This window comes from Lacunisphaera limnophila (assembly GCF_001746835.1).
Lineage (GTDB): Bacteria > Verrucomicrobiota > Verrucomicrobiia > Opitutales > Opitutaceae > Lacunisphaera > Lacunisphaera limnophila.
Map to the genome: position 1 here is coordinate 471,058 of NZ_CP016094.1, position 23,263 is coordinate 494,320.

Annotated in this window: 15 protein-coding genes; 9 read left to right on the forward strand and 6 right to left on the reverse strand. The window is 67.3% G+C overall.

Annotated features, from left to right (window positions below; all coding sequences use genetic code 11):
• The first annotated feature begins 5 nt into the window (after nucleotides 1-5).
• Nucleotides 6-962, forward strand: coding sequence for a thiamine pyrophosphate-dependent enzyme (locus tag Verru16B_RS02040; protein WP_069960729.1), 957 nt, complete (start codon nucleotides 6-8; stop codon nucleotides 960-962).
• A 294-nt stretch (nucleotides 963-1,256) separates the two neighbouring features.
• On the opposite strand, the gene Verru16B_RS02045 is transcribed toward Verru16B_RS02040, so the two are convergent.
• A complete protein-coding gene (locus Verru16B_RS02045; protein WP_157772132.1) occupies nucleotides 1,257-1,496 on the reverse strand; it encodes a hypothetical protein in 240 nt (79 codons plus the stop codon).
• Nucleotides 1,497-1,671: 175 nt separating this feature from the next.
• Here Verru16B_RS02045 and Verru16B_RS02050 point away from each other — a divergent pair, with 175 nt between their 5' ends.
• Nucleotides 1,672-2,253 carry a thymidine kinase gene (locus Verru16B_RS02050; protein ID WP_069960731.1) on the forward strand — a complete coding sequence of 194 codons (582 nt, stop codon included), beginning with the start codon at nucleotides 1,672-1,674 and terminating at the stop codon, nucleotides 2,251-2,253.
• Between the two features lie 143 nt (nucleotides 2,254-2,396).
• Here the strand turns inward: Verru16B_RS02050 and Verru16B_RS02055 are convergent, their stop codons facing one another.
• On the reverse strand, nucleotides 2,397-3,893 hold the full coding sequence (locus Verru16B_RS02055; RefSeq protein ID WP_069960732.1) for a butyryl-CoA:acetate CoA transferase: 1,497 nt from the start codon (nucleotides 3,891-3,893) through the stop codon (nucleotides 2,397-2,399).
• 224 nt (nucleotides 3,894-4,117) lie between these two features.
• Between Verru16B_RS02055 and Verru16B_RS02060 the strand changes: the two genes are divergently transcribed.
• The 4 genes from Verru16B_RS02060 to Verru16B_RS02075 all read left to right on the forward strand — a co-directional run bounded on the left by Verru16B_RS02060 (nucleotide 4,118) and on the right by Verru16B_RS02075 (nucleotide 12,426).
• Nucleotides 4,118-5,422: an acetyl-CoA hydrolase/transferase family protein gene (locus tag Verru16B_RS02060; protein ID WP_069960733.1), complete on the forward strand. Its 1,305-nt coding sequence runs from the start codon at nucleotides 4,118-4,120 to the stop codon at nucleotides 5,420-5,422.
• A 151-nt stretch (nucleotides 5,423-5,573) separates the two neighbouring features.
• Nucleotides 5,574-7,148 (forward strand): sulfatase family protein, encoded by a 1,575-nt coding sequence (locus Verru16B_RS02065; RefSeq protein ID WP_069960734.1) that lies wholly within the window; start codon nucleotides 5,574-5,576, stop codon nucleotides 7,146-7,148.
• 86 nt (nucleotides 7,149-7,234) lie between these two features.
• A complete protein-coding gene (locus Verru16B_RS02070; RefSeq protein WP_069960735.1) occupies nucleotides 7,235-8,320 on the forward strand; it encodes a lactonase family protein in 1,086 nt (361 codons plus the stop codon).
• Nucleotides 8,321-8,373: 53 nt separating this feature from the next.
• Nucleotides 8,374-12,426: a hypothetical protein gene (locus Verru16B_RS02075; protein ID WP_157772133.1), complete on the forward strand. Its 4,053-nt coding sequence runs from the start codon at nucleotides 8,374-8,376 to the stop codon at nucleotides 12,424-12,426.
• Nucleotides 12,427-12,769: 343 nt separating this feature from the next.
• Here Verru16B_RS02075 and Verru16B_RS02080 read toward each other — a convergent pair whose 3' ends face one another.
• The 4 genes from Verru16B_RS02080 to secA form a co-directional block, all read right to left on the reverse strand.
• Nucleotides 12,770-14,149: a GGDEF domain-containing protein gene (locus Verru16B_RS02080; protein ID WP_069960737.1), complete on the reverse strand. Its 1,380-nt coding sequence runs from the start codon at nucleotides 14,147-14,149 to the stop codon at nucleotides 12,770-12,772.
• 55 nt (nucleotides 14,150-14,204) lie between these two features.
• The gene (gene lnt, locus Verru16B_RS02085) at nucleotides 14,205-15,863 is read right to left on the reverse strand and encodes an apolipoprotein N-acyltransferase (RefSeq protein WP_069960738.1); all 1,659 of its coding nucleotides are present in this window, start codon (nucleotides 15,861-15,863) and stop codon (nucleotides 14,205-14,207) included.
• Nucleotides 15,864-15,865: 2 nt separating this feature from the next.
• Nucleotides 15,866-16,558, reverse strand: coding sequence for an HAD family hydrolase (locus Verru16B_RS02090; RefSeq protein ID WP_069960739.1), 693 nt, complete (start codon nucleotides 16,556-16,558; stop codon nucleotides 15,866-15,868).
• Between the two features lie 87 nt (nucleotides 16,559-16,645).
• Complete coding sequence (gene secA / locus Verru16B_RS02095; RefSeq protein ID WP_069963555.1) at nucleotides 16,646-19,618, reverse strand: preprotein translocase subunit SecA; 2,973 nt, start codon at nucleotides 19,616-19,618, stop codon at nucleotides 16,646-16,648.
• A gap of 146 nt (nucleotides 19,619-19,764) precedes the next feature.
• Here secA and Verru16B_RS02100 point away from each other — a divergent pair, with 146 nt between their 5' ends.
• From Verru16B_RS02100 to Verru16B_RS02110, 3 genes are read left to right on the forward strand one after another with little or no spacing between them, the layout of a single operon-like run.
• Entirely contained in the window at nucleotides 19,765-21,252 is a 1,488-nt protein-coding gene (locus Verru16B_RS02100; RefSeq protein WP_083270035.1) for a circularly permuted type 2 ATP-grasp protein, read from the forward strand.
• Nucleotides 21,253-21,269: 17 nt separating this feature from the next.
• Complete coding sequence (locus Verru16B_RS02105) at nucleotides 21,270-22,313, forward strand: alpha-E domain-containing protein (RefSeq protein ID WP_069960740.1); 1,044 nt, start codon at nucleotides 21,270-21,272, stop codon at nucleotides 22,311-22,313.
• Nucleotides 22,314-22,355: 42 nt separating this feature from the next.
• Nucleotides 22,356-23,252, forward strand: coding sequence for a transglutaminase family protein (locus tag Verru16B_RS02110; RefSeq protein ID WP_069960741.1), 897 nt, complete (start codon nucleotides 22,356-22,358; stop codon nucleotides 23,250-23,252).
• Nucleotides 23,253-23,263 lie beyond the last annotated feature (11 nt).

Sequence of the window (23,263 nt, forward strand, 5' to 3'; positions counted from 1 at the left end):
CCCCCATGTCCACCCCCGCCCCCGCCGCTCCCGTCGCCCCCGCCGCTGACGGCACCCGCGCCCCGCTGACCAAGAAGATCCTCACCGCCGACCACCCCACATGGTGCCCCGGCTGCGGCGATTTCGCCGTGCTCGCCTCCTTCTACAAGGTCCTCGAGAAACTGAACTACCCGCAGGAGAAGATCGTCACCTTCGCGGGCATCGGTTGCTCCTCGCGCTTCCCTTATTTCGTCAACACCCACGGCGGCCACTACATCCACGGCCGCGCCCTGCCCTTCGCCGCCGGCATCTCGCTCGGCCGCGACGACCTCCATGTCTTCGTCTTCGGCGGCGACGGCGACGGTTTCTCCATCGGCGGCAACCACCTCGTCCACACCGCGCGCAAGAACCCGCGCCTCACCTACGTCATCATGGACAATTCCGTCTATGGCCTGACGAAGAAGCAGACCTCCCCCACCTCCCCGATCGGCTTCAAGTCCAAGACGGACCCCTGGGGCGCGATGGACCAGCCCATCAACCCGATGCGCACGCTGCTCAACAGCGGCGCCACCTTCATCGCCCGCTCGCACGCCACGCAGGTCAACCACATGGTCGAGATGATGCTCAAGGCCGCGCAGCATGACGGCTTCTCCGTCGTCGAGATCCTGTCGGAGTGCGTCGAATTCTTCGAGGGCGCCTTCGACGGCGCCGTGCCCCGCAAGGGCGGTAGCTGGCAGGCCATCGAGCTGAAGAAGAATGACGGCACGCCGGAGGACGAACTCCGCCACGACCCGACCGACAAACTCGCCGCCATGAAGCTGGCCTCCGAGCCCTGGCCCGGGAAGTTCGGCATCTATTACGAGGACAAGGTGCGCCCCACCAAGAACGCCCTCGAGCAGAAGCTCATCGCCACCACCCGCGAGAAGACGAAGAACGCGACCGATCTCGAACTGCTTTCCAAGACGTTCGCGCGGATGCGCTGAGGCGAAACCCGCGTTTCAAGCGGGCTGGTTCGATTGTAGGGCGGGGTCGTCAACCGCGTCAGCCATAGCCTTGGCGACGGCTGAACCCCGCCTTCCTTCGTTTTGAGCATGGCCTGGCCAGCAACGCCCGGATTGTTAGCCGCAAAAGGCGCAAACATCCGTCCGCGAGTGCAGCGCACAAGGCGCCTATAGGCGTGCGGGAGAGCTGAGACGGCATGACAAAATGCCTTTTGCGCCTTTTCGCGGCCAACCTGCCTTGATGGCGAGCCCGGCCTCCGCCGGGCCGCTGTCCCCTCACGCCGCGTGCGGCGAGTGATCGTGCAGCGCGATCTTCTGCGGCGCGTTGGCGGTTTCCTCGGCCAGCGCGGCGCGCAGGGTCGCACCAATACGCAGGATGACCTGACATACGTTCTCGCGCACGGCCGGATCATCCGGCGGCACCGGGCAACCCCGGCGCTCCGACTCCAGCCAGGTCTCGTCGGCAATCACTTGCTGGATCACGGGCAGCTGGCGGAACATGACAGGGTCGTGCATGGAAGGGGGAAGCTGTCCCCTCTATCGGCACAGACTTGGCACAGATTAGTTCCCACCCAAGCCCGCCGTGTATTTTACAGTTCCGAGCGCGGCCGGGGTTGTTCGGCCCGCCAAGGGGCCACGGGCTGACCTTTTGGTTGGCCAGCCCCGGTCCCAACCGCTTGGCTGCCCCGGCATGTCGAAGGTCTATTTTTACTACTCGGCGATGAACGCCGGCAAATCGACGGTCCTGCTTCAGGCCAGCCACAACTACCACGAGCGCGGCATGCGCACGCTGTGCTTCATCCCGGCGATCGACACGCGCGCCGGCGCCGGGGTCATCAAGTCTCGCATCGGCCTCGAGGTGCAGGCCCTCCCCTTGCAGCCCGAGGAGAACCTCTTCGCCCACACCCAGGCCGCCCACGCCACCCAGCCCGTGGCCTGCGTGCTCATCGACGAGGCGCAGTTCCTCACGCGCCTCCAGGTCGAGCAGTGCACCGACATCGCCGACCAACTCCGCATCCCCGTACTCTGCTACGGCCTCCGCACGGATTTTCAGGCCCAGCTGTTTCCCGGCAGCGCCGCGCTGCTAGCCCTGGCCGACGATCTTATCGAGCTGAAGAACATCTGTCACTGCGGCCGCAAGGCCACGATGAACCTCCGCATCACGGCCGACGGCCACGGCGTGAAGGAAGGCGCCCAGGTGGAGATCGGCGGCAACGACCGCTACGTCGCGATGTGCCGCCGCCACTACAAGGAAGCCCTGGCCCGGGCGTGAGGGTGTCCGCGCGGCCTGCCTGATGTAGGGCGGAATTTCCAAATCCCGCCTTCGTTCAAACGCCCTGCCGCGGGCAAGGCGGGGTTCGGAGACCCCGCCCTACAACAGCACGGCATCGGGCGCCGGACCGAACATGACTGTCTTTACTCCTTCCAGACCACCTTGCGCATGTCCCCCTGCTCGAGGAAGGCCAGGTGCATGCCAAAGGCGTTGTGGAGGGTCTGCGGCACGTGGCCCTTGGCCGAGGCGCGCAGGTAGGCGCGCAGCGGCTCGCGGTACTCCGGGTGCACGCACTTCGCGATCATCAGCATGGCGCGTTCCTGCGGGGACTTGCCGCGCAGGTCGGCGACGCCGTGCTCCGTCACCACGATCTGCACGGAGTGCTCGCTGTGGTCCAGGTGGGTCACGAAGGGCACGATCGTGCTGATCTTGCCCCCCTTGGCCACGGAAGGACAGGTGTAGATCGAGACGTGGGCGTTGCGCGTGAAATCGCCGGAGCCGCCGATGCCGTTCATCAGGTCGCGCCCCATGACGTGCGTGCTGTTCACATTGCCGAAGAGATCGACCTCGATGGCGGTGTTGATGGTGATGAGGCCGAGCCGGCGGACGATTTCCGGGCTGTTGGAAATCTCCTGCGGCCGCAGCACGACGCGGGAGCGGAAGTACTCGAGGTTGGCGTAGAACTCCTTGAGCCGGGGCGGGCTGAGGGTCAGCGAACAGCTGCTGGCGAAGGCGCACTTGCCGGTCTGCAGCAGGTTGATGACGGAATCCTGCAGGACCTCCGTGTACATCATGAAGGGCGGGATCCCGGGATTGGCGCCGAGGGCGCCGATGACGGCATTGGCGATGTTGCCCACGCCGGATTGGAGCGGGAGGAACGAGGCCGGCAGGCGGCCGGCCTTGATCTCGCCCGCCAGGAACCCGGCGACATTTTCGCCGATCCGGTTGGTGACGTCGTCCGGCGCATCGAAGCCGCCGGACTCGTCGGGCAGGTTGGTCATCACGATGCCCGCGATCTTCTTCGGGTTCACCTTGATGAAGGAGGTGCCGATGCGGTCGGTCGGCGCATAGAGCGGGATTTCGCGGCGCCGCGGCGGATCGGCCGGCTCGTAGAGATCATGGAAACCCATCAGGTCGCCCGGGTGGTGGGCATTGAGCTCGATGAGGATCTTGTCCGCGACGCGGGCAAAGGTGTTGGCGCAACCCACGGCGGCGGAGAGCACGATCTCGCCCTGGGCCGTGACGTGGCTGGCTTCGAGGATGGCCCAGTCGACCTTGCCCAGCACGCCGCTGCGGACGGCCGGTTGGACGGCGGACAGGTGCAGGTCGAAGAAATGCGTTTTACCCTCGTTGATGGACTTCCGCAGCGTGGGGTCCGACTGGTAGGGCGTGCGCCAGGCGATGGCCTCGGCCTCAGCCAGGGCGCCGTCAAGCGACTTGCCGGTCGAGGCCCCGGTGATCACGCCGAGCTTGAAGGGCCGGCCAACCGCATGTTCGGCCTTGGCCTTGGCGGCGATGGCCAGCGGGATGACCTTGCAGGCGCCGGCCGCGGTGAAGCCACCGAAACCGATGGTCTGTTTATCTTGCACCAGGGCAGCAGCTTCCTCTGGTGTGAGCGTGGGAAAAGGATAGTGGATCATTAGGTTTTAAGGTGGCCGCCGGACGTGAAGGCAGCCGGTCCCCAGTCTGGCAAAGAACGCTCCCGGCGGCTGCGCACCCCTTGTCACACGTGGGGCGCATCTTGACTCCGCCGCATCCAGCCGGTCCGACCCCGGGGCAACCCATAGGAAGAACCCGCCAAGCCATGCACATTTTCAGGGCTTCGCCTCCCGCGCCCGATCTGCCATGCCAGAGGCTCCACGCTATGCCCTCCTCCTCCCCCGCTTGGTCCACCCGCGCGGTTTCGGCCGCCGAAGCCGTCTCTGTCATCTGCAGCGGCACGAATCTCTTCATCCACGGCGCCGCCGCGACCCCCACCCCGCTCGTCGAGGCCCTCGCCGCCCGCCACGACCTGGAGGGTGTCCGCCTCTGGCACCTGCACACCAACGGCCCCGCCCCCTTCGCCGAGCCCGGCCGCGAACGGGAATTCCGCTCCGTCTCCCTGTTCACCGGCTCGCCCCTGCGCGCCGCCGTCAAGGAGGGCCGCGCCGACTTCATCCCCATCTTCCTTTCCGACATCCCCGGCCTCTTCCTCTCCGGCCAGGTGAAGCTCGACGTCGCGCTCCTGCAGCTCTCCCCGCCCGACCACAACGGGCTTTGCTCGCTCGGCACGTCCTGTGACGCCGCCAAGGCCGCCTTCGAGTCCGCCCGCGTCGTCATCGCCGAGATCAACGCCGCCATGCCGCGCACGCATGGCAACAACGTCATCCCGCTCAGCGAGGTCGACGCCTTCATTGCCACCGACCGCCCCCTGCACGGCCACGGCGTCAGCGCCGAGTCCCCGGTCGAGGCCAGCATCGGCGAGATCATCGCCAATCTCGTCGAGGACGGCTCCACCCTCCAGATGGGCATCGGCGGCATCCCCGACGCCGCCCTGAGCCGCATGAAGCACAAGCATGACCTCGGCATCCACACCGAGATGTTCTCCGACCGCATCGTCGAACTGGTCGAGGCCGGCGCCATCACCAACCGCTTCAAGAAGGTCGGCCAGGGCCGCATCATCACCAGCTTCATCAACGGCACGCAGAAGCTCTTCGACTTCGTCCACGACAACCCCCTCGTCCACTTTTACCCCTGCGACTGGACCAACGACACCTCGGTCATCCGCAAGAACCCCAAGGTCGTCGCCATCAACTCCGCCATCCAGATCGACCTCACCGGCCAGGTCTGCGCCGACTCGATCGGCGACCGCATCTACTCCGGCATCGGTGGCCAGATGGATTTCATCCGCGGCGCGGCGCTTTCGCCCGGCGGCAAACCCATCATCGCGCTGCCCTCCCGCGCGATGGGCGGCCAGGTCTCGCGCATCGCCCCGCAGCTCACCCCCGGCGCCGGCGTCGTCACCACGCGCGGCCACGTCCACTGGGTCATCACCGAGTACGGCGCCGTCAACCTCCACGGCAAGACGCTGCGCGAACGCGGCGAGGCCCTGATTTCCATCGCGCACCCCGACTTCCGCGCCGAGCTGCGCCACGATCTGAACGTACGCCGGCATTTCACGCTGGCTTGAAGCGGCGAGGGCCGCGGGGAAGGCGGGCGACAACGGCGGACCCGGCACTGTGGCCTTGCGCCCATTCACGGCCCGACCATGGTACCGCTGACGTCCGGGCGGCGGGCCGGTCTCACCGGCAACCGCGTCCGCCCGGCCGCCTCCTACCCCGATGCCCCTGTCCGCCGGTCTCCACACCCGCCTCGTCCTCGGTCTCCATTGCACCCTCCTCGCGGCGAGTGCCGCGGCCGTGGTGCCGGTGCCGGCGACCATCACGCCCGAGCGGATCCCCGGCGCCAAGCCGCGCAACGTCGTCCTCATTCTCGTCGATGATCACCGTTACGATGCGATGAGTTTCCTCGGCCATCCCCTGGCCGAAACCCCGCACATCGACTCGCTGGCCCGCAATGGCGTGCACATTAAGAACGCGCTCGTTACGACCTCACTCTGTTCCCCCAGCCGCGCCTCCATCCTCACCGGGCTCTACACCTTTCGCCACCGCGTCATCGACAACAACCGCGCGATTCCGCCGGGCACCGTCTATTTCCCGCAGTACCTCCAGCAGGCGGGCTACGCGACGGCATTCTTCGGCAAGTGGCACATGGGCGGCGAGGGCGACCAGCCGCAACCCGGTTTCGATCGCTGGGTAAGCTTCCGCGGCCAGGGCGAATACCTGCCGCCCAAACCGGGCTACACGCTCAACGTCGACGGCCGCCGCGTGCCGCAAAAGGGCTACATCACCGACGAGCTCACCGACTACGCCGTCGATTTCATCCGCCAGCAGGACCCGGCCAAAAAGCCGTTCTTCATCTACCTCTCCCACAAGGCGGTCCACGCCAACTTCACCCCCGCCGCGCGCCACGCGGGGAAATTCGTGGACAAACCCTACCGCCGCCCGGCCTCGGAAGCCGACACGCCGGAAAATTACCACCTCAAGCCGCGTTGGCTGCATGACCAGCGCAACTCCTGGCACGGCGTCGACTTCCCCTACCACAGCGACCTCGACGTCGAACAATACTACAAGCGCTACTGCGAAACCCTGTGCGCCGTCGACGACAGCGTGGGCCGTATCGTCGCCGAGCTGAAGGCCAAGGGCATCCACGATGACACGCTGATCCTCTACATGGGCGACAACGGGTTCATGTTCGGCGAACATGGCCTGATCGACAAGCGCGTCGCCTACGAGCCCTCCATCCGCGTGCCGATGATCATGCAGTGTCCGTCCCTCTTCCCGGGCGGCCAGGCCATCGAGCATGTGGTGGCCAACCTGGATGTCGCCCCCACCGTGATGGAAGCGATGGGCCTCGTCCGTCCGCCCCACATGGACGGGCAGAGCTTCCTGCCCCTGGCCCAGGGGCGCCCGGTGCCTTGGCGGGAAAACTTCCTCTACGTCTACTATTGGGAGAAGAACTTCCCCCAGTCGCCAACCGTCTTTGCCCTGCGCGGCGAGCGCTACAAGTACATCACCTATTACGGCCTCTGGGACGCCGACGAGCTGTATGACCTGCAAGCGGACCCCGGCGAGCAGAAGAACCTCCTCTATGACCCCGCCCACCGCGCCACGGGGCAGGCGATGGAGCAGAAACTTTACGCGATGATGGACGAGCTCGGCGGCATGGAAATTCCCCTGAATCCCCCGCTCGGCGGCTCGCAGAACAAGCGCTTGCGCAGTCGCGAGGGCGCCCGCGGCGCCGATTTCCCTGCCCCGCTCGTCGTGGACGAGCCCACCAACTCCAGCGCCCGCTAACGCGGACCGGGAAAAGGAATGGTCACCGGGTGGGCCCGCTACGCCCGCCCTTGCCAACCGGCGGCCCTTGCGACTTTGTCGGACCCATGCCCCTCGCCACGAGCCTCCTGATCTTTCTCGGCACCTACACCCCCGCTGGCGGCGAAAGCCGCGGCATCTACTCGGTCCGCCTCGACCCCGTCAGCGGCCACCTCAGCGAGCCCGTGCTCGTGGCCGCGACCCCGAACCCGACCTTCCTCGCCTGGCATCCGGACGGCCGCACCCTCTACGCCCTGAGTGAAAGCGGCACCGTGGACGGCAAGGCCGGCGGCGCCCTCGCCGCCTTCCGCTACGACGCCGCCACCGGCTCGCTCAGCCCGCTCAACACCGAGGCCACCGGCGGCATCGGGCTCGCCCACGTCGCGGTGGATGCCTCCGGCCGCACCGCCGCCGTCATCAGCTACAACGGCGGCTACACCGCCGCCTTCCCGCTCCTCGCCGACGGCCGGCTCGGCGCCCGCACCAGCCTCATTCCCCACACCGGCCCGCTCGGCCCCCACGCGCAGCGCCAGGACAAACCCCACCCGCACTCGATCACCTATTCCCCCGACAATCGGTTCGTCTACGTCTGCGATCTCGGCCTCGACCGCGTGTTCCATTACCGCCTCGATCCCGCCGCCGCCACGCTGACGCCGGCCGGGACCACGGCCACCGCGCCCGGCGCTGGCCCGCGGCACAGTAAGTTCTCCGCCGACGGCCGCTTCCTCTACGTGATCAACGAGCTCAACGGCACCATCGGGGTCTTCGCCGCTGAGCCCGCGAGCGGGGCCCTCACGCCCGTGCAAGCGATCGGCACCCTGCCCGCGGATTTCACCGGCACGAGCATCTGCGCCGAGATCCGTCTCAGCCCCGACGGGCGCTTCGTCTACGGGTCAAACCGCGGACACGACAGCCTCGTCGTCTTCGCCCGCGATGCGGCGGCCGGCACCCTCACCCTTGTCGAGATCGTGCCCACCGGCGGCAAGCATCCCCGCAATTTCAACCTGTCCCCCGATGGCCGCTGGCTGGTCTGCGGCAACCGCGACAGCAACAACGTCACGGTCTTCGCGGTCAATCCCGCCTCCGGCCGCCTGACCCGCACCGCCCAGACGCTGTCCGCCCCACAGGCCGTCTGCGTGCTCTTCGCCCCCTGATTCATCGACGGTGGGCTTGCCCGGCGGCAACGAAGTGTCCTTGATGCTGCGCCGTGCCGTCCCCTTTGCCCGCTCCATCGCCGAAGCGCCGCATTCTCTGGTGGCTCCTGGCCGGCGGCGTGCTGGGGGCCCTGCTCGTCGTCACGCTCCTGTTGCTGCCCCCGGTGCAGACCTGGTTGCTGCGCCGGATCCTGGCCAACCAGCCTGAAACCAGCGTGGAATTCAGCCGCGTGGCCCTCGGTCCCGGCGGGGCCGAGGCGGCGGATGTGCGCCTGCGCCTCCCCAACCTGACGGTCGAGGCCCGCGCCCTGCGCCTCGCGATCTCGCCCTGGCAGCTGCTCTCCCGCCAGCGCCTCGCCATCGACGATCTCCAGGCGCGCCAGCTCACGATCCGCGCCTCCACCGGTCCCGCGGCCGCTTCCCCCGCCCCGTTCACGGGTCTGTTGGAAAGCCTGCAGGCGCCGCTCGCCTGGGCCTGCGGCAACGCCCAGGCCGACGGCACCCTCACCTTGGAGCAGGCCGGCGCCCCGCCGATTCGCGTGGCCTTCGCCCTCGAGGGCACCGACCTGGACATCACCCGCCCGGGCCGGGTGAAATTCAATTTCACCACCGCCGGCGATCTCGTCGCGGGATTCCAAGGGGAATGGACTTTCGCCGGCACCCTTGACTTCACGCCCGCGGCCGACGGCCGCATCGACCGGCTGGTCCTCGATGGCCGGCTGACCCCCGGCACCAGCCCGGACTGGCTGCTGCCCGCCGCGACGGTGCAAGTCACCCTGGCCCGCACCCCGACCGGCGAATCCTTCGAGGCCACGATGCAGCCGATGGACGCGCCCGCCGCCGATTTCACCGCCCGGGCCGACTTCACTCGCGCGGACGGCCTCATCACGGGCACCTGGTCCGCCCACGGCGGTTCGGCCCTGGTCGCGCACGTGATGAAGCGCACGGATCTGCCGGTCATTGAGACGGCGAGCCAAGGTGGCTTCTCGCTCAACCCCGCCACCGGCGCGGCCACCGCCACCGCCGAGGGCGAATTCCACGGCGAACAATGGGAACGGTTCATGCCCGAACTCGCCCAAATCGGCCGGCTGCTCGGCCGCCACTCGGCCGGGCTCACGCGCCGCGACGGCCAGTGGATCCTCGACCGCCTCGACGCCACCGCCCGCAGCGAGGGCTCGGCGGCCGCCTTCCGTCTCGGCCTCACCCGCCCTGTGACCCTGCCCCCGGGCGGAGACGGCAACGGCTCGCCCTGGGGCCTCCTGGCCATCGAACAACTGCCGCTCGGCTGGACCGCCCCGGTGCTCGGCGTGGGCCGGATCAAGGATGGTCTCGCCGCGGGCACCTGGACGGTCTCGTCGCCCGATGCCGGCACCCTGCGCTTCACGCCGGTCGGACCCTTGGCGTCGACCGCCTTCACGGTGGAAGACGCCACGCTCCCCGTATGGCCGCCGCTGACCCTGCAAGGCGAAGCCCACCTTGACCTGACCGCAACAACCGCGCGCCTGCGCATCGCGCCGGCCGCGCTCCTGACCGCCAAGGGCGATCGCGTGGAGGGTGAGATCGAATCGGTGGCCGATCTGGAGCGTTTCACTGCCACGCTGCAGGCGCACGGCACCGCCCGCCTGCCCACCTGGCTCGGCACCGCCCAGGCGCCGGTGCTCCACGGCCGGCTCACCGCCGACCTCCGCGAGTTCGATGCCACCGTGCAAAGCCTGCACGTCGCCGCCCGCGACGAAGACGGCACCGATGACACCTTCGTCCTCGAGACGCTCGCGCCGTTTGAGATCAACTACGAGCAGCCCGAGGCCATCCGGACCGCCGAGGGTGACCTGCTGCGTTTCTCCGCGCGGGGCCTGCGCCTCGACTGGGCCGCCTCGCTGCTGCCCGGACTCTCGCTCTCGGGGCGGCTCGCCGGCGGCGAATCCACGCTGCGTCGCGAGGGTTCCGGGTTGGTCATCACCCCGGGCCGGCCCTGGGAGGTGCGTGACCTGGCCGTCATCCAGGGTGGCGTGCCGCTGCTGCGCGCCCCGGTGTTCACCCTCGAGCCCGCCGGCCGCGTGCAGGTCGGCGCCGACTGGTTGCCGGGCGATTTCATCGGCACGGTGAAGCTGGGCGGCCACCTCGACGAGATCTTCCGCCTGCGCGACCCCGCCGGGCCTTTTAGCGCCGACGGCGCCGCAACCCTCCTCCGCCGCGACGGAAAACTGGAACTGCGCTCGTTCACCCTCGCCGCCCGGCGCGGCGACGGCTCGTCGCTGCTCGACCTCGAGACCCTGCGCCCCCTCGCCCTCGGGGCGACGGCGCAGGACAACGACATTGACCGCGCCGCCGACTCGCTGCGCCTGCGCACCGCCGCCGTGCCGCTCCCCTGGCTGCAGCCGCTGCTGCCCACCGGCACGATCCTCGAGGGCACGCTCGAACCGACGGAGTTCGCGGCAAAGATCGACCTACCCAACCTGTTCCTGAATCCCGCGCGGCCCCTCACGTTCAATGTGACCCGGCTGGCCGACACCACCGGCGGTTACCTGCGCAACGCCCGGATCGAGCTCTCACCCTCCGTCATCGTCATGGGCACGATCGCCTCGCTGGTGGTGGAGAACGGCCGGGTGCTGATCGATGGACACGAGGCCGGCAACGCCGGCCTGGCCTTCATGTATTTCACGAACAACCTGCAAATCCCCGTCTCCGCGTCGCTGAATGTCCGCGCCGATCTGGCGCTGGTCCGGGGCCAGCCGCTCGCCGCAACCCTCCCGCTGCCGGCCGCGGGCACGGCGCAGCTCATCCTCGACCACGACCTGGTCGGCGGCAAGGACCCCACGGCGACCTTCCTGCTCTTCGACGTGCCCGACCCGGCCGGCGGCGGCATGCTGCCGCGCTTCGGTTCCCGCGTGACGCTGCTCAAGTCCCAAGGCGAGCGCCACCGCGCCCGGTTTGACTTCCAGTACCAGACCGCGCCCGTCTGGAGCCAGTTCACCACCGAGTTCGACTACGGGATGACGCGGGGCAAGGCCGAGATCAACGCAACCCTCACCGGCGACTTCTTCGACGCCGGCCGGTTCATGCAGCTGCTCGCGGCCTGCACCCCGGCCGAGGTGGCGCCGGTGGCCACCAGCCCGGTCGCGACCGCCGCAGATGCGGCCGCCACCGTCGCTACGAACGCGCCCGCGGGTGCGTTCTGGCAGACGCTGCTCGGCCGGTTCGAGCTCAAGTTCGGCGCAGTGGCCTACGATGCGTACCGCGTCGAGGACCTCACCGGGGAATTCCGGATCACCGAGGACGCCCTGCAACTGAGCCAACTCGCCGGCCGAATGTTCGACGGCCGGTGGCAAGGCAACTTCCGCTTCGCCTACGACCCGGCGCAACCCGCGACTCCCTACGGTTTGACCGGTGGCTTCAGCATCCAGGATTTCTCCGCCGAGCGCATCGTGCAGACCGCCACGCCCACCGACTTCGGCTCCTTCTCCGGCCGCCTGCACTTTGACGCCACGATCGAGGCCCGGGGTGCTAACCCGCGGCAGCTGCTGGACGGGAGCACATCGGCCTTCTCCTTCCGCGGCGAGGGCGGCCGGCTACAGCTCAAGGTGCCGCAGGCCAATCTCGCCTCCGCCGCACTGCTGGTGGGCGGCGCCATCACGTTTTCCCCCGAACTGCGCGCGATCGGCCGTCTCGTGAAGCAGTTCTCCGACCTGCCCGTCGACCAGCTCTCCGCCCGGGGCCGGCGCGAGGCGGGCGGCGCGATCCTGCTCGATGACCTCCGCATCCACACCCCGCAGCTGCGGCTCTCGGCCCGGGGCACCGTCGCGGCCAACCCGGACCTCGACCTGGCCGCCCTGCCCTTCGAGCTGCCAGTGACGCTCGCCGTCCGCGACGAGATGGCCGTGCTGCTGAAGGGCATGAAGCTGATCGGCCCGAAACCCGACGCCGACGGTTTTTTCACCATGACGCGGCAGCCGGTCCTGCGCGGCACGCTGGGCGCCCCCGACACGACCGCGCTTTATGATCTCCTCGCCCAAGCGGCGTCGGGCTCCTCCGGCACCTTCGGTTTCCTGATGAGGAAAGTGCAGCAGGAAGCGGCCAAGGCGCAGGCGGATGGGAAAAAGCCGTAGATATCACGGTACTCTCCTAACTGTAGGGCGGGGTCTCCGACGGAGGTTTGGCAGAGAGGGCGAAGCAACGCCGCTTTTAAGCCGGCATACTGTCCGAATGAAGGCGGGATTCGGCGATCCCGCCCTACATCAGAACACCTTCTCGCCGCCCGGCCGCGGCGGTCGCAGGGTTTGGGCCACGTAATATACGGCCACGGGGAACGCGGCGCACAGCAGCACGAACCAGTCGCCATGCTGCGTGTAGAAACGCTGCTGCCCGCGCCAGCACCAAACTCAACCACGAAGCCGGCGCCGTGGACGGCGAACCAGCTGGCGCCAATCCGGGGCGGCTCCTTGCGCCGGATCAAGCCGCCCCGCCAGACTGGGCGTAGACCCGGTTGCGGCCCTGCGCCTTGGCCTGGTAGAGCGCCAGGTCGGCCTGTTTGAACAGCAGCTCAAGGGTTTGCCCGTGATGGTATTCACTGACGCCGAAACTGGCGGTCACCCGATTTGGGTAACGGTCGATACGAAATTGAGCATTGTCGAGCAACTGGCGGAGCCGCTCAGCCTGCTCGACCGCTTCGGCTTCACCGGTATTCGGCAACAGCACCAGGAACTCCTCGCCGCCCCAACGCGCCACCACGTCCTGCTCCCGCACCGCTGCCTGCAATGCGCGCGCCACCGCTTTCAGCACATCGTCACCAATGTCGTGGCCAAACTGATCGTTGATGCGTTTGAAGTGATCGATATCGACCAACACCAGCGCACAGGCACCTCCGGCCTGACCGATTCGCTCCAGATCATTCTGAACGAGCTGGGCCATTGCCCGCCGGTTGATGAGCTGGGTCAGGAAATCGGTGCGGGCGTTGTGCTCGAGTAATTGCGCCATGCGTTCGCGTTCGGCAATTTCGCCCTGCAATCGCTGATTGCTGGTCTGCAGCTCCGCCGTGCGCCGCGCTACCCTTTGCTCCAGCTCGCTATGGTGACGCTGGATCCGGCCCAGCATGTCGTCAAAGGTGGCGGTCAGCTGCGACAGCTCGTCACCGCTTCCGATCGGACTGAGCTCGTCGCCCTGCGCCATGGCGACGCAACGCCGATGCAGCGCGTAGATACGCTTCAAAAAGTTGCGCGACAACATCTGCGCAAAGAGCAGCGCCAGCAGGATCGACAATGCGAGCGAAAGAATGCCGGTGCGGCGCAGCTCATACAGCTTGTTTTCGACTTCATCGGCGCGCATATCGATGCCAATGGCATAGCGGCCGTTGCTGTCGGCGATCGGTCCGTAACCGGACATGAAGGTGCCCCATTTGTCATGAATCAGTTCGCGATCACAGCTCGAGGTCGTGAAGCCGTTCCGCAATGCCGGGGCGCTGACCTGGTAGATTTCGCCCGGCTGGGCCGGATCGTCCGGGTCTGAGTCGAGCACGAACTGAACTTTGTCGCCGGTGCGACGCAGCACGTAAATGTAGGCAATATCAGGGTTCGAGCCAACCAGTTCACGCAGCCGTGTAATCCCCTCACGGTAGGCGGGGTTGTCCTTGTCGGCGACCGTCAACAGCTGATCAAGCTCCGTTGGACTGAACGTGCGTGAGAGCAATCCGGTGCTGTACTGCAACCGCGCCTGCAGGCTGCCGAGCAAGGTGTCGATCGCGCTTTGGTAGAAGTAACTGCCGATGCTGCCAGACACCAGCACGACGGCAAGAAAGTGACTGAAGAACAGTTTTTGTCGGGTCGAGAATGTCATGCGCGGGTCTTTGTCGCAGCGCAGGAACGCCGCCGCAAGCCCGTAGGCCCCGGGCCTAAAACACTTTCTCGCCGCCCGGCCGCGGCGGCGGCGGCCGCAGCGTCAGAGCCACGTAATACGCGCCCACGGTAAACGCGGCGCACAGCAGCACGAACCAGTCGCCATGCTGCGTGTAGAAACTCTGCTGCCCGCGCCACGCGAGGTCGCGGTTGACGGTCACGGTCTGGCCGCCGCGGAAATAAACGCTGTCCGCCGCGCTGCGCAGCGTGGCCCGGATGGTGCCGTACTCGTCGATCCAGCCGCTCCAGCCGCCGTTGCCGACGCGGATGACCGGCCGGCGGTTCTCCACCGCCCGCAGCACCGAATGGGCCGCGTGCTGGTAGGCCGCGCCGCCCTCGCCGAACCAGGCGTTGTTCGTCAGCACAGCCAGCACCTCGGCGCCCGCCTGCACGCTCTCCCGCGCCAGGTTGGGGAAAATGTCCTCATAACAGATCAGCACGCCCACCGGCACCCGGCCGGTGGTGCCGGGCAGGGACAGCGGCGCGGCGGAAAGACCCGGCGTGAAATCACCGCCAATGGGGGCCACTTTCTCCAGCCAGCCGAGCACCGGGCGCAGCGGGATGTATTCCCCGAAGGGCACGAGCTTCCGCTTGGTGTAGTGTTTGGCGGATAACCCGCCGACCGGATCCACGACAAAGGCGCCGTTGTGCCAGCTGTCCGGGTCCTCGCCCGGCATGGCCGCGGCCACCGAGCCGAACAACAGCGGCTTGCCGGTCTTGCGCGTCACCTGCTGCAACCAGTCCTGCACGTTCGCATCCTGATACAGTGCCCACGGCGTGACCGCCTCGGGCCAGAGGATGAAGTCGGGCGCCCCGCGGTCGTTGGCGGCCACCGTTACCTCGTCCAGCGTCGCCAGCACGCTGCTCGCGAAAGCCTCGTCCCACTTCTGGGTCTGCGGGATGTAGGGCTGCACCAGCGCCACCTTGGCGAGCTTGACCCGCTGGCCGCCCATCAGGCCAGTGAGGAACGGAAACGAACCGCCGATGAGCAGGAGCAGCGCGACCATGAACTCCGGGCTGCGCTTCCGCAGGCCAGTCATGCCCTCGAAGAAAATCCGGTGGGCGTAGGCCGCCACGCCGAGGCCGAAAAACACCAGCAGGAAGGACACGCCCCAGGCGCCCGTGATCGAGGCACTCTGCAGCACGAGCGGACGCTGCCACTGGCTCGCGGCGAGCGGCAGCCATGGAAACCCGCCGAAGAGCACGCTGCGCAGCCACTCCAGCATGACCCACAGGCCCGCCAGACCCAGCAGCACGATCACCCGCACGACCACCGGATGCCCGGCCAGCCGCGGCACCGCCCACCACGCGGCCAGGAACCAGACCCCGACCAGCAGCCCGACAAAGGGCCCGAGCATGAAGAGGCCGGCCCACGTCACATGGTGGAGCCAACCGAGCAACACGGTCCAAGCCACCACCTGGGAACCCAGGGTGGCCCAGGCAAAGTGGCGGAACGACGGCCGGCGGTAGGCCCACAGCACCGCGGGCACGACCAGCGCATAGGCGGCCTCGCCGGCGTTGACGGGGGGAAACGCGACGACCGTGAACAACAGCGTGGACGCAAACACGGCTAGGCCCCACGCGAGTTGCGGGTACCGTTCCCACAGGGTCGGGCGCGGCGCGTACGGGTCGGACAGGTCGATCGGGGCGGTCATGGTCACAATTGCGGCAACACGGCCGGCAAGTCGGCGAGACTCGTGATCTGGCGGAAACGCGGCAGCGCCGCGGGGTCGATCTCCACGTGCTCGTGCTGCCAGGTGACGTGATAGGGCACGTGCACGCCGGCGCCGCCGAGCTGGAGCACGGGCAGGATGTCGGACTTGAGTGAGTTGCCTACCATCGCGAACTCGTCCAGCGCCACGCCGTGGCGGCGCAGCACGCGCTCGTAGGCGGGGCCGTCCTTTTCGCTCAGGATCTCGATCGCGTGGAAATGGGCGGCCAGGCCCGAGGCGGCTACCTTGCGTTCCTGGTGGTGCAGGTCGCCCTTGGTGATCAGCAGCAGGCGATAGTCCCGCGCCAGCGCGGGCACCACTGCGGCGACGCCCGCCAGCAACTCGACCGGATGCGCGAGCATCTCCCGTCCCGTGGCCAGGATCTCCTCGATCTCGCCGGCCGTGACCTGGCCGCGCGTCAGGGTGATGGCCGTCTCGACGCAGCTGAGGGTGTAGCCCTTCACGCCGTAGCCATAAAGGCCGAGGTTCTTCATCTCGGTGGCGAAGAGCACGCGGTCCACCTCGGCCCGCGGGTGGTATTTCGCCAGCAGGGCCCGGTAGCGCTCATGGGCCTGCTCGAAGATATCCTCGTTGCGCCAGAGGGTGTCGTCGGCGTCGAAACCGATGATGCGGATCATGGGCGGGATGGTTTGGACTGGGTTTTGTAGCGACGTACCTGGCGGACGCCCGCGGGCGCCGACGAGCGACGCCCCGACACCATGACGTTAAGCCCCGTGGCAGTTCTTGAATTTCTTGCCGGAGCCGCAGGGGCACGGGTCGTTGCGGCCGACCTTGGGGGTCTCGCGACGGATCGTGACGGCCGGCAGCGTGATCTCCGGCGCGGCGGCGGCAGGCGCCTCGCCCGCGGGGGCGGCCGACGCGGCGGCGGCGCCGAGCGCGGTGGGCGCGGCAGCCGGGCCCTGCATGCGCGCGGAGCGCGAGAGGATGGCGAAGAGGTTCTCGAAGGCGTCGCGGTTGGTCGCCGAGCGGAAGAGGCTCGTGCAGATCTGCAGGCGCACGTTGTTCATCAGCTCCTCGAAGAAGCGGAAGGCCTCGCCCTTGTACTCGGACAGCGGGTCCTTCTGGCCGTAGCTGCGCAGGCCGATGGAGCGGCGCAGCTCCTCCATCTCGGTCAGGTGCTCCTGCCAGTGGTGGTCGATGGCGTTGATGACAATGTAGCGCTCGAGGCCGCCCAGGGCGGCCTGGTCCTCGACGGATTCCTTGAGGGCGTAGGCCTTGCGGATGCGCTCCACGAGGGCCTTGAGGAGCGTCTCGAGGTCGCCGGTGAGCTCGTCGACCTTGGCGCTGACGGGAAAGTGCGAGTTGAGCCAGCCGACGAGGGCCTCGAGGTTCGTGGCGTTGGCATCGCCCTTGCCGCCGTAGTTGGCGGCCTCGAGGCGGCTCGCGATCTCCTCCTCGATCATCTCGAAGATGATGTCCTTCGGGCGGTCGCTGTGCAGGGCGGCGTTGCGGATGCCGTAGATGACCTCGCGCTGCTTGTTGAGCACGTCGTCGTACTGGAGCAGGCGCTTGCGGATCGAGAAGTTCTGCTGCTCGACCTTCTTCTGCGCGGACTCGATGGAGTAGTTGAGCCACTTGTGCTCAAGCTCCTCGCCCTCCTGCATGGAGCCCTCCATGATCTTGGAGGCCAGGTTGCCCTGGAGGAAGAGGCGCATGAGGTCGTCCTCGAGCGAGAGGAAGAACTTGGTCTGGCCGGGGTCGCCCTGGCGCGAGCAGCGGCCGCGCAGCTGGCGGTCGATGCGGCGGGACTCGTGGCGCTCCGTGCCGACGACGAACAGGCCGCCGAGCTCGCGGACGCCCTCGCCCAGCTTGATGTCGGTGCCGCGGCCCGCCATGTTGGTGGCGATGGTGACGGCGCCGCGCTGGCCGGCGCGGGTGACGATCTCGGCCTCCTGCTGGTGGAACTTCGCGTTGAGGACGGTGTGGATGACGTTCGCGCGCTTCAGCATGCGGCTGAGCACCTCGGATTGCTCGACGGTGACGGTGCCGACGAGCACGGGCTGGCCGCGGGCCTGCGCCTCCTGGATCTGCTTCACGACCGCGTTGTACTTGTCGCGGCGGGTCTTGAAGATCGAGTCGTTCAGGTCGACGCGGATGCCCGGCTTGTTGGTCGGGATCTGGGTGACGGCAAGGCGGTAGATCTCGTTGAACTCGGTGGCCTCGGTCTCGGCGGTGCCGGTCATGCCCGCGAGCTTCTCGTACATGCGGAAGTAATTCTGGATCGTGACCGTGGCGTAGGTGCGCGTCTCGCGCTCGATCGTGACGTTTTCCTTGGCCTCGACCGCCTGGTGCAGGCCGTCGGACCAGCGGCGGCCCGACATGATGCGGCCGGTGTTCTCGTCGACGATGACGACCTTGCCTTCCTGCACGACGTATTCGACGTCGCGCTCGTAGATGGAATAGGCGCGGAGCAGCTGGGAAAGGGCGTGGATGTCCTCGGACACGACCTCGTAGCGGTTCTGGGCATCGCGCTTGGCCTGTTCCTTTTCCTCGGGCGACTTCGTGGTGTCCTTCTCGATGTCGATGAACAGGCTCGCCAGGTCGGGCAGCACGAAGGCGTCGGGATCGTCGGGGCGGAGCTTCTTGCGGCCCACCTCGGTGAGGTCGGCCTGGTGGTTCTTCTCGTCGATGACGAAGAAGAGCTCCTCCTTGTACTTGTAGAGCTCGGTCTTGTTGAAGTCGCTGTGCATCTCGACGTCGGTCTTGTCGAGGAGCTTGCGCCACTCCGGGTTTTCCTGGAGGCGGAGGAGCTGCTTGTTCTTGGGCATGCCCAGCTTGACCTGGAGCAGCTTCATCGCGGCGATCTGGCGCTCGTCGGGGGTGAGGGCCGGCTTCTCGAGCAGGTCGGAGGCGTCCTTGACGAGGTGGTTGATGAGCTTGAGCTGGGCGGCGACGAGCTGCTCGACGCCGGGCTTGAGCCGGGTGAAGGGCTGCTCGCGCTCGATCGGGGCCGGGCCGGAGATGATCAGCGGCGTGCGCGCCTCGTCGACGAGGATGGAGTCGATCTCGTCCACGATGCAGTAGAAGTGGTCGCGCTGCACCTGGTTCTCCTTGCGCGTGGCCATGCCGTTGTCGCGGAGGTAGTCGAAGCCGAACTCGGAGGCGGTGCCGTAGGTGATGTCGCGGCCGTACATCTCGCGGCGCTGCTCGGAATGCATCTGCTGCTGGATGCAGCCCACGGAGATGCCGAGGAAGTTGTAGAGGTGCCCCATCCACTCGGAGTCGCGGCGGGCGAGGTAGTCGTTGACCGTGACGAGCTGGGTGTTCTTGCCGGTGAGGGCGTTGAGGTAGAGGGGCAGCGTCGCGACGAGGGTCTTGCCCTCGCCCGTGGCCATCTCGGCGATGCGACCCTCGTGCAGGGTCATGCCGCCGATCAGCTGGACGTCGAAATGCACCATTTCCCAGACAAGCTCGTGGTCGCACACCGTGAACGAGCGGCCGCACATGCGGCGGGCGGCGTTCTTCACCGCGGCAAAGGCCTCGGGCAGGATCTGATCGAGGGTCTCGCCACCCTTCACGCGGGCGCGAAACTCCTCGGTCTTGGCCCGGAGCTGCTCCTCGGTGAGCTGCTGGTATTGCTGCTCAAACTCGTTGATCCGAGCGACGATGGGGCGGCACTTCTCGATGTATTTCCGGTGATGCCTGCCGGCGAACTTCTTAAGGATGAAACTGAGCATGGATAGGGGTTGAGTGAAACCCTCCCGCTGGGCCTTGGCAAACGGCAAATCCACTCCCTCGAAATGCATAAATCTCTGGCCGGCAGCAGTTGTGAGAAATTTCCTCCCAGTTTGCATGAAGCCTGCTAATCAAAGGCCTACCCTCCATGTCCTCCAGCAAGCCCGCCTCCCCCGCCGCCGCCCTGCCCGAACCTTTCCGCAACTACGAAACCGGGAACTTTTACGACGAGATGCTGGGCCCCGACGGCCGCGTCCGGCCCCATTACCAGCATTTCCTCAAGCATTTCGGCGAAGTGGGCCCCGAGGACTTCGCCGCCAAGCGCAACGCGGTGGACCTCGCCTTCCTCCGCCAGGGTGTGACCTTCAACGTCTACGGCGACTCCCAGGGCACGGAGCGCATCTTCCCCTTCGACCTCGTGCCGCGCATCATCCCGGCCAGCGAGTGGGAGCACCTCGAGGCCGGCCTCGTCCAGCGCATCACCGCCCTCAATCTCTTCCTGCACGACATCTACCACGAGCAGAACATCATCAAGGACGGCACCATCCCCGCCCACTACGTGATGTCGGCCAAGCATTTCCGCCGCGAGTTCATGCACGTGAAGGTGCCGCGTGACATCTACATCCACATCTGCGGCACCGACATTATCCGCGACGACAAGGGCCAGTACCTCGTCCTCGAGGACAACGCCCGCTGCCCCTCCGGGGTCAGCTACGTGCTGGAAAACCGCCGCGCCCTGAAGCGCACCTTCCCGGAGATCTTCGAGTCGGGCGGCGTCCGCCCGGTGGAGAACTATTCGCAGGAGCTGCTCAAGGTCCTGCAGCACACCGCCCCCGCCGGCGTCGCCGAGCCCACCGTCGCCCTGCTCACGCCCGGGCCCTACAATTCCGCCTACTTCGAGCACACCTACCTCGCCCGCCAGATGGGCATCGAGATCGTCGAGGGCCGCGACCTCGTGGTCCGCGACCAGCACGTGTACATGCGCACCACCAAGGGCCTCCAGCCGGTGCACGTCATCTACCGCCGCATCGACGACGACTTCCTCGACCCGACCGTCTTCCGCCGCGACTCCGCCCTCGGTGTGCCCGGCCTCGTCAACGCCTACCGCGCCGGCAAGGTCTCCCTCGCCAATTCCATCGGCACCGGCGTCGCCGACGACAAGGTGATGTATTATTTCGTCCCCCGCATCATCAAGTACTACCTCGACCAGGACCCGATCCTGCCGAACGTGCCGACCTACCTCGCCAGCGAGGAGGCCGACAAGCAGTACATGATCGAGAACCTGGACAAGCTCGTGGTGAAGGCGGCCAACGAGGCCGGCGGCTACGGCATGCTCATGGGCCCGCACGCCACCCAGGCCGAGCGCGACGAATTCCGCACCCGCATCCTCGCCGACCCCCGCAACTACATCGGCCAGCCGATGATCTCCCTCTCCCGCCATCCCACCTACTGCGGAGAGGCCGAGGGCTTCGCCGGCCGCCACATCGACCTGCGCCCCTTCATCCTCTACGGCGAAAAGACCGTCATCATCCCCGGCGGCCTCACCCGCGTCGCCCTCCGCAAGGGCTCGCTCGTCGTCAATTCCTCGCAAGGCGGCGGCAGCAAGGAATCCTGGGTCCTCTACGGCAACCACTAAGCCCCCCCTTTCCTCCCATGCTTTCCCGTGTCGCCAATTCCCTTTACTGGATGAGCCGCTACATCGAGCGCGCCGAGAGCATCGCGCGCCTCGTGGACGTGAACCTCCAGATGCTGCTCGATTTCCGCAATCTCGACGACGCCACCCTCAACGCCCACTGGATGCCCATCGTCCAGAGCTCCGGCGACGAGGAGCTCTTCCGGAAACTCTACCCAAAGACCACCGGCCAGACCGTGACCGACTTCATGGTCTTCAACCCGGCCAACCCCAACTCGATCTATTCCTCGATCGGGCAGGCCCGCGAAAATGCCCGCATGGTGCGCGACCAGATCGCCGTCGAGCTCTGGGAGGAGATCAACCGCATCTACCTGTTCCTCAATTCGCCCCGCGCGAAGAAGGAATGGCGGGAGAGCCCCTCGGACTTCTTCCACACCATCCGCAACGCCTCGCTCCTGCTCCAGGGCCTGACCGACGCCACCATCGTCCGCAACGAGGGCTGGTTCTTCATCCAGGTCGGCCGCTACCTCGAGCGCGCCGACAAGACCTCGCGCATTCTCGACGTGCGCCACGCCTCCCTCCCCCCGCGCGGTGCCCCCGACGCCCCCAGCCAGACCGACGCCCTCGGCTGGTCGGCCGTGCTCCGCTCCTGCAGCGCCTGGGATGCCTACAAGGCGCTCTACGGCGCTGAGGTCCAGCCGGCGCTCGTGGCTGAGTTCCTCCTGCTCACCGACGATTTCCCCCGCTCCGTCCGCTTCTCCGTCCGCCACCTCAACACCGTCCTCCGCCGCATCTCCGGCGTCCACGAGGGCCGTTTCAGCAATGAGGCCGAGAAACTCGCCGGCCGCCTGCTCGCCGAGCTCCAGTTCAGCACGGCCGACGACATCTTCGAGGTCGGCCTGCACAACTACATCGACATCCTGCAGGGCAAGCTCAACGCCATTGGCGAGGCCCTCTTCCAGGCCTACATCTTCCAGCCCTTCCAAACCCCCGATGAGAACGAGCTCCGCCAACAGGAGGAGCAGCAACAACAGCAGACCGGCCCCGCCGCCGACCTGTCCTGAGCCCTCCGCCGGGCTCATTTTCTCACCCCGCATGCACCCCGCATGAAACTTCACGTCCTTCACCGCACCCGTTTCAAGTACGGCGCGAACGTCCACGAAAGCTTCAACGAGGCCCGGCTGCAGCCCGTCACGGCCGGCGCGCAGGTCTGCCACAGCTTTGTCCTCAAGGTCCTGCCGACCTCCCGGCTGTCGCACTACCTCGATTTCCACCTCAACTACGTCCATCTCTTCGAGGTCAACCAGCCCCACACCGACCTGATGGTCGAGGCCAACTCCGTCGTCACCACGGGCGACGAGGCCACCCTGCCCGCCGGGCTCACGCCCGCGCCCATGTCCCGGCTCGCCGAGTGCGCCCGCCTGGAGCGCTGCTACGATTTCCTCCAGTCCAGCACCTACGTCGAGGTCTCCGCCGAGCTCTGGCGCCTGGCGATTGATGCCACCGACGGGCAGACGGATGTCTGGCAGGCCGCCCAGGCGGTCATGCGCTACATCAACCGCGAATTCCGCTACCAGCCCGCCGTCACCCACGCCCACACGCACATGCGCGAGGTGCTCGAGAAGCGTGCCGGCGTCTGCCAGGATTTCGCCCATGTCATGCTCGGCCTCTGCCGCGCGCTCAAGATCCCCGCCCGCTACGTCAGCGGCTACCTCTACAACGGTCCCGCCGACCAGCTGAAGGGCGCCCAGGCCAGCCACGCGTGGGTCGAGGTCTACGTGCTCGGCCACGGCTGGTGCGGCCTCGACCCCACCAACAACCGGGCCGCCGACAGTCACTATGTGAAGGTCGCCACCGGCCGCGACTTCGCCGACGTCTCCCCGCTGAAAGGCACCTACCGCGGCACCGCCAAGCGCGAGCTGACCGTGGACGTGCTCGTCTCACGCCTTGAGGAATCGGAAGCGACGCCGGCCGGCGCCGTCGCCGAACACGGCGGGGTTTGATCCCCGCGCGC